We start from the raw sequence: 13636 nt of genomic DNA, 5'->3' as shown, positions 1-13636 counted from the left end.
ATTTAAACAGATTTCATTTTTTCATTTGAAAAATTAGTTTTATTGCTGGCAGACGTTTTTGCGCCTCTCCAAAACTTAATCAGTTTTAATCCTGCCAATATAGCATGCCCGATTCGAAATTGAAAAATACATGAAATCCGGGTTTGAATCACTGTAGCCTGAAAATGCGGGGTAATCGAAATGTGCGGCTCTGCTACCAAGCTTAAATTATGGCTGAGAATTCCTAGAGCACTCCCTTTGATTGCCCATAATCCCCCTGCAGCTATACCGGTGTGAGCGGCATTTCCCAAACCGATTAATGAATGCCATTCAAACTTTTTTATCTTGATCTTCATCAAAAACTTTTTGATGATCACTTTCAAGCCCGAAACCTTATGAAGGAAATCCTTTGCCTTTTCCAGATAAGATTTTACGCTATCTTCGGTTATTTGTTTGATGCCGGTATCCGAACTTTGTTCATTACCGTCCGCTGGTTTCTCGGTTTTGGCAATAATACTCGGAGAATCATCATCAACTTTGATTAATGGAATATGACGCTTATACCTAATGATTCCAAACCAAATTCGAAATTCCAGTTTAAGGTCATCATTATCATTATGATGATGATATTCTGCCAAAATCGTTAATTTCGTAAAAATAATTAAGAGAAATAATAGAAAAAATAGCACTAAAATTAGCAGAAACCAAAACAACCCATTCACAACCTTTCAACCTGCTATTATATCCCACCCCCTAAAAAATAAACCTGCCAACAATCCTGTTGACAGGTTTAAAAATTCTAGTCTGTATGAACCACTGTCGTATCGGTAAACAAATCATGCAACCCTTGTTTTTTGGGCAAAAATGCAACGATAATATAACCAATGACGACAGTCGCCGATATGAACCTGCCAATCCACTCACGAAACAAAACGGTCCCCCAAGTCAAATTTTGCTGGTGCAGGTCAACTACTTTTAAGCCAAACACCATTTTGCCAAGTGTTTGATTGAAGTATTTAGTCATCAAGACAAAATATAAATAAAAGACTGCCGCTGAAGCGATCGAAACAGGGGCAAACATATTGGACTCAACCAATGAAATATCCATCATTCTAAACAGCGGATTAACCACCAGGCGTTCGATGCTTCCAACCACAATCAGGTCCAAAAGGAAGGCCCAAAACCGCATCCAAAAGCCGGCATAACGCACGGGCATTTGTTGATAGGGAGACAACTGCCCTTCGTTTTTTTCAAAACCATGTTCCGAGGTTATACCATGACCATTTTCTAATTCAGAATCGGTTTCCGTCACTTCTATTGTGTTTTCTTGCGAATCCATCCTATCCATCATGTTCCACTCCCTCTACTCCGCGTATAAGTACATAAGCCGCGGTGAATTTGGTTTGGAGAGAACCTTCATCAGGCCGGCCATTTCGGCACTTTCGCCAAGCCATTTCTTTGTCTGAATCTTGAATAGAGAACGAAAACCAAGATCTTCTGTATAACGGACGACCTGGGCGCCCTTTAGCTTTTCATTTTTTTTCATTTCCGCAATGACATCATCGAGATAGCCAAAGCCATCAATCAAATTCAGTTCCTTCGCTTGCCGACCGTCATAAACTCGGCCATCGGCAATTTGCTTGACCTGATCGATACTCATCCCTCGGCCGTCTGAAATCACTTTGACAAAGCCTTCATATGAATTGTCCACCATCTTTTGCAGGATCTGCCGCTCCTCCTCGGTCATTTCCCGTGACGGGCTCATAATATCCTTATACTTTCCGCTTTTAATCGTCACAAAATCAACACCATATTTATCGGCCAGGCCTTTATAATTAATCCCTTCCATAATGACCCCAAGGCTGCCTGTCAAAGTTTCAGGGCTCGCGTAAATTTTATTGGCTGCAGTTGAAATATAATAGCCACCGGAAGCGGCCATTGAGCCCATCGATATGTATACAGGTTTTTTGCTATCCTTGGCAATTTCCTTAAGTTTATCGTGAATTTCTGCACTTTCCACGACCCCACCGCCTGGTGAATTCACTCTGACAATAACCCCTTTAACCGAATCATCCTCTTTAATCATATTGAGCTTTTTCATAAAACTCTGATGGTTATAAGAGGAGTCAGCGAATAAGGATTCGGCTTCACCCGTATCCTGGATGACACCATCGACATCAAGAATGACAATTTTTTTAAATTCACTGCCCTCCTCGACAACTTCTTCTGTAAACGGCTCCTCCGTCGTAGCCATTAATTGGCTGAAATCGGTTTGAAATCCTTTAAAGGCAAAGGACGATAACAGGTTTATGACAACAGATACAAAAAATAATGCCGCGGCAATCCCTAGGGCGGCCCATCGCTTTCCATTCATGTGTATTCCCCCTACTTAAATGTCTAATCTGTTAAATTTACGTTCCTTTCCTGATATTGTTTCAAAAAAGTGCTAAACTAATTTGAGACTATTATTATTATTTTAGCAAAAATTGATTTTTGAATGGGCAATCTCAATGGAATTTTTTCATCTTTTTACAAGGAGGTCCAAAAATGTCAGAGAGACGGAATATTTATTACTCTTACAGACGCGATGCGGATATGCTTGCAAAAGCCGGACCGCTGTTTGAAGCGACTGAACGCTATGGTTTTACGATTGTGGATGATTACAGAAAGGCAAATATTATTGCCAGTATTGGCGATGATGGGGCATTTCTTCAGGCTGTCCGAAAAACCGGCTTCCGTGACGATTGCCTTTATATGGGGATTTCTACAACCAACAACCTGAATATGTATTGCGATTTTCGAATTGGCGAAACATCCAATATGATTAATGCCATGCAGAATGAGAAACTTGAGGTACGGCGCTATCCGCTCATCGAAGTATCGGTCGATGACCAAGGTACCTTTACGTGCTTAAACGAATTTAGTCTCAACTCGGCAATCATTAAAACACTTGTGATTGATGTTTTTATTGATCAGTTGCATTTTGAAACCTTCCGCGGCGATGGATTGATTGTTTCTACGCCAACCGGAAGTTCCGCGTACAATAAATCGGTCCGTGGTGCGGTTGTCGACCCGCTGCTTCCATGTATGCAGGTCAGTGAAATAGCTTCAATTAATAATAACCGTTACAGGACGCTTGGCTCCTCCTTTATTTTAAGCAGTGACCGAAGCCTTACCCTTAAAGTGGTTCCCGAAGGCAACGACTATCCTACGATGGGCATGGACAACGAAGCGTTGAGCATTCGTTATGTTGATAAAATTAGCATAAAGCTAAGCGACAAGAGATTAAAAACCTTAAAACTGAAGGACAACTCCTTCTTTGAAAAAGTAAAGAGAACATTCCTTTAAAGGGAAAAATTCTCTTGAATAAGGAAATATGGTTGAGAAAATGGTTATCTCAACCATATTTTTGTATCTCCAATTTTTTATAATTGCTCATGCTACTGTGCCTGTTGATTTCCACTCCACAAGGAAAGCTTCGGCAGCATCTGCATCGCACGACTAAAAGCGTTAGCTTTTAGGAGGAGGTGCTTCGCTATCCGCGGCTGCACAAGGAGTCTCGCACCTTCCTTTCAAATCAACAGGCAGGTAATTAACCTAAAGAATCGCCACACACTTTTAATGCACTATGGTTTAATTATTATAATAAGAATCCTTATAACTCGTTTCCTTTGATTTTTTCCACAGATACGTCATAGGAGGCGTTCTTATAACGCGTTCGCTTTAATTTTATCTTTTGACACGTCATGAGTGGCATTTCCATGAGGCGTTCGGCTAGATTTTCCCACTGACATGTCATGAAAAGCAGTCCCATGACACGTTCAGCTAGATTTTTCCCTCTGACAAGTCATGAGCGGCAGTCCCATGACGCGTTCGGCTAGATTTTTCCATCTGACACGTCATGAGAAGTATTCCCATGACACGTTCGGCTAGATTTTTCCATCTGACACGTCATGAGTGGCATTCCCATGACGCGTTCGGCTAGATTTTTCCATCTGACACGTCATGAGAAGCAGTCCCATGACGCGTTCGGCTAGATTTTTCCATCTGACACGTCATGAGAAGTAGTCCCATGACGCGTTCGGCTAGATTTTTCCATCTGACACGTCATGAGAAGTAGTCCCATGACGCGTTCGGTTTGTATTTTCCATCAGACACGTCATAAAAGGTGTTCTTATAACGCGTTTGTGTAGATTTGTTCTGCAAACACGTCATAAGATGGTTCTTATAAAGTTATTGAGTGATTTTTCTTTGAATACGTTCTAAGTTTTTTGGTTCTGGTTGTATGGAGGATCTTAATAATAAAAGCTCAGTTGATATGTGCGGAAGGCGCGAAGACTCCTGCGGGAGTACGGGGCAGGGGAGACCCCGCAGGCGCTTCAGCGCCGAGGAGGCTCCCCGTACCGCCCGCGGAAAGCGAAGCGTCTGGAGCACAAATCAACTGACAGATTGTATAGCACATGTATTTATTTTTTAGCAAAGATATCCTAGTAAAACAATATAAAAGCGGTAAAGAAAAAATAGCGTAAAAAACCTTATCCACCGTCAGGATAAGGTTTTTTCTTTGCGCAGTTTTAATTCGATTTCGGCAAATAGCTTTGTTCTAGACAGTGAGTAAATTGTTAAAGCGGACCAGATGAAGATAAAGGACAACAGCTGTACTTTTGAAAAATGCTCATCGTAAACAAAGACCCCGAGCAAAAGCGTTATAGTTGGTGCTATATACTGCAGAAAACCCAGCAGCGACAATGGAATTTTTTGCGCGCCCTTTGCAAAATAAAGCAGCGGTAAAGCTGTGGCGGCGCCCGCACCGATTAACAGCAGGTCCGTGCTGAGCTTCGCGCTTAGGAATGAATTGCTTCCAGTAAAAAATAGAACAATCATATAAATGGCGGCAATTGGAGTCACAACCAATGTTTCCAGTGTTAAACCGACAGCCGATTCAACATTGATTACTTTCTTGACCAAGCCATACACACCGAAGGTCAACGCCAAGACAATCGCTACCCAAGGAAATTCGCCATGGGCAATTGTAATAATCAGCACTCCGATTGTAGCCAATCCGAATGATATATACTGATAAATCGATAATTTTTCTTTTAAAACGAGCATCCCCAACAAAATGCTTACCAGTGGATTGATATAATATCCGAGGCTCGTTTCAATCAAATGCCCATTATTAACGGCCCAGATATAGACAAACCAGTTGATACTAATCAAAATGGATGCCGTAATCAATGCATACATCTGTTTTTTTCTTCGGGCAAAACCCTTCAGAGTCTCCACAAGCAATCCCAATTTCTTTGAAAAAAATAGGACAAACACCATAAAAACAAACGACCAAAATACACGGTTTGCCAGAATTTCTTTTGCCTCTACCCTATTTAGCAGTTTCCAATAGATCGGCAATAACCCCCAAAGTAAATATGAAAAGGCAGCGTGGATTGCCCCCAGCTGAACTTCATTTTTTTTCATTTATCCCTTTGCCCCGTTTCCTTCTAGTCTCGAAATAATTTCTATTATACATGGAAACTTTATTATGGGGAAGATTATTTGCTTAAGTGCCTAATAGCAAAAAAGAAATCGGTGCTTTCACCGATTTCTTCGTTTTCTATCTATTTTTTGCGGCAGCCAATTCCTGCTGGCGCAATTCAACCCTGCGGATTTTCCCTGATGTTGTCTTCGGCAGTTCAGCCAAATATTCGATTTTCCTTGGATATTTGTATGGTGCTGTCAGCGTTTTAACATGTTCCTGGAGTGTTTTTGTCAGGTTAGGGTCAGCAGAATTCACACCTTCTACTAATACAACAAATGCTTTTACGATATAACCACGGATTTCATCTGGGCTTGCGACAACCGCACATTCTTTTACGAACGGATGTTTAACTAGGGCGTCTTCTACTTCAAACGGTCCAATTGTATATCCGGAGCTAATGATGATATCATCGCCGCGGCCTTCAAACCAGAAATAACCGTCTTCGTCCATTTTCGCCTTATCCCCGGTTACATAATAATCGCCGCGGAATTGCATGGCAGTTCTTTCAGGGTCCTTATAATAATTTTTAAACAGCGCTGGGGTTTCCACGTGAACGGCAATGTCGCCGATCTCACCAACAGCACAAACTTCACCTTCATCATTAATAATTTCCACCCGGTTGCCCGGTGTAGGTTTTCCCATTGAGCCCGGCCTTAGCTCCATGCCCTTGGTTACCCCAACAAGAAGCGTATTTTCGGTTTGGCCATAGCCATCGCGGACATCTATATTAAAATACTTTCTGAATATGTCAATCACTTCCCGATTTAGCGGCTCTCCAGCAGATACTGCACTATGGAGGTTTGGCAATTGATAGTCTGCCAAGTTATCTACTTTTGCCATTAACCGGTATTCTGTTGGTGTACAGCAAAGGACATTGACCTGATATTTTTCCAGAAGGGTTAAGTATGTTTTTGGCTCGAATTTTCCATTATAGACAAAACCAGTTGCACCTGAACCAAGAACGGACAAGAACGGACTCCAAATCCACTTTTGCCAGCCCGGACCTGCTGTCGCCCATACTGTATCGCTTTCTTCAATACATAGCCATTTGGCCGCAGCTGTTCTAAGATGGGCGAAGGCCCACCCATGTGTATGGACAACCCCTTTTGGATTACCAGTCGTTCCCGATGTGTAGGATAAAAACGCCATGTCATCTCTAATAGTGTCGGCAATTTGGAAATCATCTGAAACCTTATCCATTTCCTCATCCAAATGAATCCAGCCCGTTTCATCAGCCCCGATCACAAACTTGCTCAACTGGTCTGTTTCAGCGATATTTTTAAATTGATCAACATAAGGGTAATAGCTAACAACAGCCTTCACATCACCATGGGTAATACGGTATTTAAGGTCCTTCTCCCTCAGCATTTCCGAACTTGGGATCACTACCATTCCCGCCTTTAGCGCAGCTAAATAAACCACATACGCTTCAATCAGGCGGGGGACGATGACAAGGACAATATCACCTTTTGCCAGTCCGTTTTGCGCAAAGACATTCGCTGCCTTGTTTACCCGCTTCAATAGCTGTTCATAGGTAACTTCCTTTGTTTCCCCTGCTTCATTTTCCCATTTTAGTGCCACCTTTGCAGGATCTTTCGCAAAACGTTCAACTTCCGATACCAGATTATAACGTTCTGGTGCAATTAAATCTTCCCGTTTCATTTTCTTCCCCTCCAACTATTTTTTACTATTTGATGCTATTACCTAGTACTAATTATAAGACTTTTCATACAAAATAAAAAGAGAGAGCGGAAAAAATTCCACTCTCTCTGTAGCCATCATATTCTTTTTTAATTAACGAGAAAATCCGCCGCCTAATTGAGATTCAGCCATTGAAACTAGACGCTTTGTGATTTCACCACCAACAGATCCGTTAGCGCGTGAAGTAGTGTCAGCACCAAGGTTAACACCAAATTCTTGAGCAATTTCGTATTTCATTTGGTCAAGAGCCTGTTGAGCTCCGCTTACTACCAATTGGTTTGAGCTATTGTTGTTTGCCATCTATACTCACCTCCTTGTGAGTATAGAATGTGTAGATTAACTTAGCTTCATTCGAAATAAGAGTTGGTAATTATTCACAAAATTTTCGAGTATAACAAAGAAATATCCTTTGCCTTTCACGCTTTGGATAGTGTTAAAATAATTCATCAAACTCTGAATTTGAGTTCCAATCCGGTTTTATATGAAGGGTTTCAACTTCTTCTACAGCTTCTTTAATTAACGGTTCAAAATCAAAATAACTTTCATACTGGCTTACTTTTTCGCGCTTCGGTTTCGTTTTTGGTGAAGCCGGGACGAAAATTGTGCAACAATCTTCATATGGCCGATTGGATATGTCGAGTGTGTCAATTGCACTCGCGATTTTTATAATATCGGTTTTGTCCATCGAAATCAAGGGGCGCAAAATCGGTGTATTTGTGACCTCGTTAATCGCAAACATGCTCTCGAGTGTCTGGCTTGCAACCTGACCGAGATTTTCCCCAGTTATTATTGCCAGTCCCTCTTGCTTTGCCCGGATTTCATCGGTAATTTTCAGCATCATTCTTCTTGTCGACGTCATTGTATAATTTTCTGGAACCTGCTCCCGAATCGCCTGTTGGATATCAGTAAAATGAACAATATGCAGTTTCATCGACCCGCCACTGATTTCCGCTAATTTTTTACATAGATCAATTACCTTTTCCTTCGCCCGTTCGCTCGTAAACGGTGGGCTAAAGAAGTGAACCGCCTCGACCTCAACACCACGCCTCATCGCCTGATAGGCAGCTACCGGACTATCAATCCCGCCAGAAAGCATCAGCATAGCCTTTCCGCTTGACCCAACCGGAAGTCCGCCTGCACCTTGAATCGTCTCGCATGACAGATAAATCGCTTCTTTTCTAATTTCGACCCGTAGGTTGATATCAGGATTTCTCACATCCACTTTTAAATCAGGGATGTTTTGCAGCAAATACCCGCCAACAGCATGATTGGTTTCATCTGTATTTAATTCAAAGGTTTTGTCAGACCTTTTTGCTGTTACCTTGAAAGTTTGTCCGGGCTGATACAGGGACTTAACTAACTCTAAAGACTTCTTTTTCAATATCTCCACATCTTTTTCGATTTTGATGGCCGGACTAAAGGATTGAATCCCAAATATATTCTTCAATTTATTGACAATTTCTATCCCATTTTCTCCATTTAATAATACGTACATCCGATCTCGGCTTGCCTCTATTTTTATGTTTGGAAACGATGAGAGAGCAATTCGAACGCTTTTTCTCAACTTATCGACAAATTTATTGCGGTTTCTCCCTTTTGTTGATATTTCTCCATAACGGATTAAAATGCGGTCATAATTCATTTTTTCATTACCTTTCCTAATTGATTTACTGTATCTCTTATCGCCTTTATTACTTCCTTCGCTTCCTGTTCGGTATTTTCGAAAGACAAGCTTAGCCTAATTGCGCTCTCAGCCAAATCTTCAGCAACCCCCATAGCAATCAGGGTATGGCTCGGCGCTTTCTTCTTCGAGGAACAGGCGCTGGTTGTTGAGACAAACACGTCCCTCTGTTCAAGGGCATGGATAAATGTTTCCGATTTGATTCCTGTTAAGGAAAAATTTAAAATATGCGTAGCTGAATCTTCAGCCGGGGTATTGATTGTAATTCCTTCTATCTTCGACAACTCCGTTCGAAGCAGGTTATTGATTCGTTTCATCGACTTTAATTCGGACTCACTCTTCATCATCGTCAAACGGAGCGCTTTTGCCAACGAGACAAAGCCCGCCACATTCTCAGTGCCGCTCCTAAGGGTTCGTTCTTGATTGCCGCCGGAAAATAACGGAGTCAGCTTGACGCCTTCACGAATATATAAGACACCCGTTCCTTTTAAGCCATGGAATTTATGAGCCGATAATGAACACAAGTCGATTCTGCTTTCATTAATGGAAAGTGGAACCTTTCCAATTCCCTGTACCGCATCCACGTGAAACAGGATGGTTGGGTAATTCTTCAATAACTCGCCAATTTCCTTAATCGGCTGAATCGACCCTACCTCATTATTTACGTGCATGATAGAAACTAAAATCGTGTCCTTCCGGATAGCCTGTTCAACTGCCGAAAGGGATACCCTCCCGCTTTGGTTCACAGGGAGATAGGTTATCTCAAAGCCATCACGTTCTAGCTGTGCTGCGGCATCCCGAACGGATGGATGTTCAATTTTGGTCGTAATAATATGCCTGCCTCTGTTCCGGTTTTGAAATGCCGCGCCTTTAATGGCAAGATTATTGCTCTCCGTACCGCCAGAGGTAAAAAATATTTCACCCGGCTTTGTATTTAATAATTTGGCAACCTGTTCCCTTGCCTGGGTAAGCAGCTTCTCCGCCTGTCCGCCGAACCTATGCAGGGATGACGGATTTGCAAAATAGTCGTTCGAGACTTTCATAAAAGAATCCAATACTTCTTTATATGGCTTCGTTGTTGCACTATTATCAAAGTAAATCATGGTTTCACCCTTTTCTTTCACTGCCGAAATAAATCTTATCACAAATATATTATGTTGAAAAAATAAATGTAAACTCGCCGACTGGCAAGTCCGATAAGTCGACGACAGAGTCGTAGTTGAATTTATACTTTACTATTAGCTAAACGAAAAAAACCGACTTAAAAAATCGGTTTTTCAATACTTATTCAATGGCCGTGGTGGTTTTTATTTTCTTTAATGCCTCCGGGTCGATGCCCTCTAAAGAGGCGGCCGCCTCCTCCAAAGCCCGTTGGTAATCATATTGTCTGAATGCGTTCTCCGCTTCGCTTAACCCTTTTGCGACTGAAGGGTACCTAGTGCGATAACGGTTTCCGTATTGAATCGCCCGCTCTGCAAGCTTAACATTTTCCATTAGTTCAATGGTGGTATTGGCAAGCTTTTCTACCGTTAACACGGCAATTTCCAGATATTGATTCAATGCGGTAATATTTAGTGGTTTTTCCTCTAGCTGGTATTTGACATTTTGAATACTCTCATTTGTATCTTCCAGCAGGTACTTGTAATCTTCAGGTAACCCGGGAATATTCCCTCTTTGAACTTGCCTTAAGGTGTCTCCCACCTTTTTCGTCAGTTCCTTTACTTTTTCCCGCGCCTCCAATTCATCCTTCCTTAAGGCTTGGAGTTTCTCGGCAAAGTCCCTTTGCTCATCAAGGATCAAATCCAATTGTTCTTTTATTCCACTCAATTCCTCGCTAATAACGGATTGGGCAGTTTGATTTAACTTTATTTTTTCAGCTACAATTTCATAGCGCTTATATAGAGCAACGAGTTCTTTTTCCATGCTTGTCATCGTTTCCAAATCATGATCGGAGAGCCGATAACTAGCTTGTACATGGAGAACTTCTTTAGCAAGGCTCTTATTTTCTGCTTCCGCGGAACTTAGCAAATTAGAAGCTTCCGCCTCGTTCTTTATCACAAAATGTTTAGCATGAACCTCTTTTTCCAAGAGGTCAAATAAAATATCAATCCTTTGTTTTACCTCTTTTACCCCATCTAGAGCCTCATCAATTTCCGTCTTTTCAATTAAAGCTATGATTTCCTTAAGCTTGTCCTGGAGCCGATTGATTTCCTTATCCACATGTATATGCTCCAAGTAGTAGCCTTGTTCTAGCATTTCTTTGTAACCGGAAAGAACATCGCTTAACTGGTTCGGGAGCAATGACTGGCATTCGATCAGCAGCTGTGGAATAACATCCATATGATTTTTGACGGTGAATAATTTATTTTGAATCCAAAGGACAACCTCACGTGCTTCAAGATAATTTCCCTGTTCTGTTTTTTCTTCATAATCATGGAATTTATGAGTAACCTCATCCAGAGTGGTTTCCAAGGATTTTTCCGAATTTCCAAAGCTATGGCGATGAGCGAGCAAGTTTTTCTTTGATTCCCGATACAATTCTTTTAATTGCTCGATTTCTACTCTGTTTTTCTCCTCACTGCCAACAAGCTCATGAAGTTCTTCCAGAATATTTTTCACTTGTTTTTCGGTTTCCTGCAGTTTTTCATTGATTCTTTGTTGAACTTCCTTGGCTTTTTTAAAGCGGTAACGATCGATATACTCTTCGGCATCAAACAGCATTTCTTCTAAATCAGGAAGTTTCACAGTTACAACATCATCCCATTGATTCCGCCAGCGTTCAAACAGCTCCTCTGTTTGTCCTGTCATATTCAGCTGTTTAACTTTGGACATTTCATCCGGTATTGGCCGGTTAAACAAATCAATTTTCCATGCTTCAAGCCGATCCATTTCTTTAAAATGCTTCTTTTTGACAAAATACCCAAATACAAACACGGCCAGTATCAGGATAAACCCCCCGATGATATACTTCACTTGGTATGCCCCCTATTCCAAACAACAAACATAATCCATCTATTTAAAATACTCACGTTAAATTTAAATTCGATGCCTTAATGATACCATGTAAACGACATTTTTTGACTATTATTTTAATTTTTTTGTAAAAGAAAATAAAAATAATGACAGGTGTGAGTGGGTAAACAAATTTACGACAAAATAAAAAGCACTTCACCGGGTGAACGCTTCACCAGTCAGTGCTTTTACAAACATATCATTCTTTTAAAATGAGGAAAAATTCTAACCAGGGGTCAAAGGGAAGACAGGGTTATTTAATGACTGCCTCTTTTTTGGGCGTAATATTAGAACATAGCAGCTGCTCGATCCATTGATACAGTTCTTTCAAATATTTTTGTTCAAAGAACTGCTCGTTTGGAAAAACATACAACACTTCTCTCATATAATGCGTGTTTGTAAACGGCATCATTAATAATCCCTTTAACTGTATTATAAGGTACGGGATTGAATGTGGACGAAACTCATTCCATTCAAAGCCTCGTTCGAATATTTTTTGAAAATAAAATTTTTCTTTTAACGAATAGGTTGCCATGATTTCCCTAACCATTTGCGAATCAATTGACATTTCGCGATAAACAAAGCTGGCAAGCTGAAGATTTTGACATTGGAAATGCAGCAAATCCGCCACCACCCGCTTTAAACAAGCTTTCGCCCCTTTGTCAATTGATTTGTAGGCCTCTTCCATTCTGCCGATATATTGCTCAAAGAAATAAGTAAAGCAAAACTCCAATAGGCCGGCTTTATTCTCGAAATGATAAGCAATGGTCGCCGTGTTAACCTTGGCGGCTTTGGCAATATCCCTCATTGATGTTCCAGAATAACCTTTTGAATTAAATAACAAAATAGCAGCCTTAACAATTTCTTCTTTTGAATTTGGTTTCATTCCATTTCCCCCTTTAGAACACCAATATCCCCATACATTCTAATTCTTTGTGTTTTTATGGATTCCTTTATGAAAAAGTCGACAAAGTCTGCTTTTTTCCTTCCATTTCTGCTAAAATAGACTATAAAACTTATTGAAAAAAGGAGAAATTACATGTTTAACGTCGAAAAATATACGGACGACCGTCAAAAAAATTACGAACTATTGAAGAAACAGCTTCATGCTTTAATACACGATGAAAAAAATCAAATTGCCAATCTTAGCAATGCCGCTGCATTATTAAATCAATTTCTTGACCGAATCAATTGGGTCGGCTTCTATTTAATGGAGGATGGTGAATTGGTATTGGGACCGTTTCAAGGACTGCCGGCATGTGTCCGCATTCCTGTGGGCAAGGGTGTTTGCGGAACGGCAGTATCCAAACTGGAAACGCAGCGTGTTGCGGATGTTCATCAATTTCCTGGACATATTGCCTGCGATGCAGCCTCTCAATCAGAGATCGTCATTCCGCTTGTAAAAGGGGGAGAAATCATCGGGGTATTGGATATTGATTCACCAGAAAAGAATCGCTTTGACGAACTTGATCAGGCAATGCTGGAGGAATTTACAGCTATTTTAGTTGAGCATTTATAAATGAAAACTCGCCGACTGGCGAGTCCGTGAGGAGGAAGACAGAGGCGTAGTTGAATTTATGCGTTAAGAAAGTATAAAATTGGGCAAAATTTTATACTTTCTTATTAGCTAAAAAACCCGCCGTCGTTGTAGTGACCCCCTTGAGTTGGACTGAAAGTCCAACTCAAGGGGGTTTTTTATATGGTTAAGTTTTCAAGTGAATTTAGGG

Annotated in this window: 12 protein-coding genes; 2 read left to right on the top strand and 10 right to left on the bottom strand. The window is 40.9% G+C overall.

The features are described from left to right. Positions 1–2: 2 nt before the first annotated feature. The 3 genes from AR334_RS13015 to sppA all read right to left on the bottom strand — a co-directional run bounded on the left by AR334_RS13015 (position 3) and on the right by sppA (position 2353). Positions 3–701, bottom strand: a complete 699-nt coding sequence (locus tag AR334_RS13015; protein WP_253701294.1) for a DUF2953 domain-containing protein — start codon at positions 699–701, stop codon at positions 3–5. A gap of 77 nt (positions 702–778) precedes the next feature. Beyond that, positions 779–1195: an RDD family protein gene (locus tag AR334_RS13010; RefSeq protein ID WP_253701305.1), complete on the bottom strand. Its 417-nt coding sequence runs from the start codon at positions 1193–1195 to the stop codon at positions 779–781. Between the two features lie 147 nt (positions 1196–1342). Next, positions 1343–2353, bottom strand: coding sequence for a signal peptide peptidase SppA (sppA, locus tag AR334_RS13005; protein ID WP_066311230.1), 1011 nt, complete (start codon positions 2351–2353; stop codon positions 1343–1345). A gap of 173 nt (positions 2354–2526) precedes the next feature. On the opposite strand from sppA, the gene AR334_RS13000 reads away from it, so the two are divergent. Continuing rightward, entirely contained in the window at positions 2527–3327 is an 801-nt protein-coding gene (locus tag AR334_RS13000) for an NAD kinase (RefSeq protein WP_066311227.1), read from the top strand. Positions 3328–4524: 1197 nt separating this feature from the next. Here the strand turns inward: AR334_RS13000 and rarD are convergent. The 7 genes from rarD to refZ form a co-directional block, all read right to left on the bottom strand. Further along, a complete protein-coding gene (gene rarD / locus AR334_RS12995; protein WP_066311225.1) occupies positions 4525–5454 on the bottom strand; it encodes an EamA family transporter RarD in 930 nt (309 codons plus the stop codon). A gap of 136 nt (positions 5455–5590) precedes the next feature. Next, complete coding sequence (locus tag AR334_RS12990; protein ID WP_066311223.1) at positions 5591–7177, bottom strand: acyl-CoA synthetase; 1587 nt, start codon at positions 7175–7177, stop codon at positions 5591–5593. A gap of 132 nt (positions 7178–7309) precedes the next feature. Next, positions 7310–7516, bottom strand: a complete 207-nt coding sequence (locus AR334_RS12985) for an alpha/beta-type small acid-soluble spore protein (RefSeq protein WP_066311221.1) — start codon at positions 7514–7516, stop codon at positions 7310–7312. Positions 7517–7649: 133 nt separating this feature from the next. Then, positions 7650–8858, bottom strand: a complete 1209-nt coding sequence (thiI, locus tag AR334_RS12980; protein WP_066311218.1) for a tRNA uracil 4-sulfurtransferase ThiI — start codon at positions 8856–8858, stop codon at positions 7650–7652. Continuing rightward, positions 8855–10000, bottom strand: a complete 1146-nt coding sequence (locus tag AR334_RS12975; protein WP_066311216.1) for a cysteine desulfurase family protein — start codon at positions 9998–10000, stop codon at positions 8855–8857. Before AR334_RS12975 ends, thiI begins: the two co-directional genes overlap by 4 nt. Positions 10001–10181: 181 nt before the next feature. Beyond that, on the bottom strand, positions 10182–11870 hold the full coding sequence (gene ezrA / locus AR334_RS12970; RefSeq protein WP_066311215.1) for a septation ring formation regulator EzrA: 1689 nt from the start codon (positions 11868–11870) through the stop codon (positions 10182–10184). A gap of 292 nt (positions 11871–12162) precedes the next feature. Further along, positions 12163–12795 carry a forespore capture DNA-binding protein RefZ gene (refZ, locus tag AR334_RS12965; RefSeq protein WP_066311207.1) on the bottom strand — a complete coding sequence of 211 codons (633 nt, stop codon included), beginning with the start codon at positions 12793–12795 and terminating at the stop codon, positions 12163–12165. A gap of 153 nt (positions 12796–12948) precedes the next feature. Between refZ and AR334_RS12960 the strand changes: the two genes are divergently transcribed. Then, on the top strand, positions 12949–13428 hold the full coding sequence (locus AR334_RS12960; RefSeq protein WP_066311203.1) for a GAF domain-containing protein: 480 nt from the start codon (positions 12949–12951) through the stop codon (positions 13426–13428). The last annotated feature ends 208 nt before the right edge of the window (positions 13429–13636 follow it).

Origin of the sequence: Bacillus sp. FJAT-29814, from assembly GCF_001510715.1 — a bacterium.
Taxonomy (GTDB): domain Bacteria; phylum Bacillota; class Bacilli; order Bacillales; family Cytobacillaceae; genus Neobacillus.
Note: the sequence above shows the minus strand (reverse complement) of the source record. Positions and strands in the feature narration are given on the sequence as shown.

Excerpts from the sequence above, each read along its gene's own strand:
- rarD (WP_066311225.1), bottom strand. The coding sequence starts at position 5,454 with ATGAAAAAAAATGAAGTTCAGCTGGGGGCAATCCACGCTGCCTTTTCA.
- thiI (WP_066311218.1), bottom strand. The coding sequence starts at position 8,858 with ATGAATTATGACCGCATTTTAATCCGTTATGGAGAAATATCAACAAAA.
- AR334_RS12960 (WP_066311203.1), top strand. The coding sequence starts at position 12,949 with ATGTTTAACGTCGAAAAATATACGGACGACCGTCAAAAAAATTACGAA.
- AR334_RS12990 (WP_066311223.1), bottom strand. The coding sequence starts at position 7,177 with ATGAAACGGGAAGATTTAATTGCACCAGAACGTTATAATCTGGTATCG.
- AR334_RS12985 (WP_066311221.1), bottom strand. The coding sequence starts at position 7,516 with ATGGCAAACAACAATAGCTCAAACCAATTGGTAGTAAGCGGAGCTCAA.
- AR334_RS12975 (WP_066311216.1), bottom strand. The coding sequence starts at position 10,000 with ATGATTTACTTTGATAATAGTGCAACAACGAAGCCATATAAAGAAGTA.
- AR334_RS13000 (WP_066311227.1), top strand. The coding sequence starts at position 2,527 with ATGTCAGAGAGACGGAATATTTATTACTCTTACAGACGCGATGCGGAT.
- sppA (WP_066311230.1), bottom strand. The coding sequence starts at position 2,353 with ATGAATGGAAAGCGATGGGCCGCCCTAGGGATTGCCGCGGCATTATTT.
- AR334_RS13010 (WP_253701305.1), bottom strand. The coding sequence starts at position 1,195 with ATGCCCGTGCGTTATGCCGGCTTTTGGATGCGGTTTTGGGCCTTCCTT.
- refZ (WP_066311207.1), bottom strand. The coding sequence starts at position 12,795 with ATGAAACCAAATTCAAAAGAAGAAATTGTTAAGGCTGCTATTTTGTTA.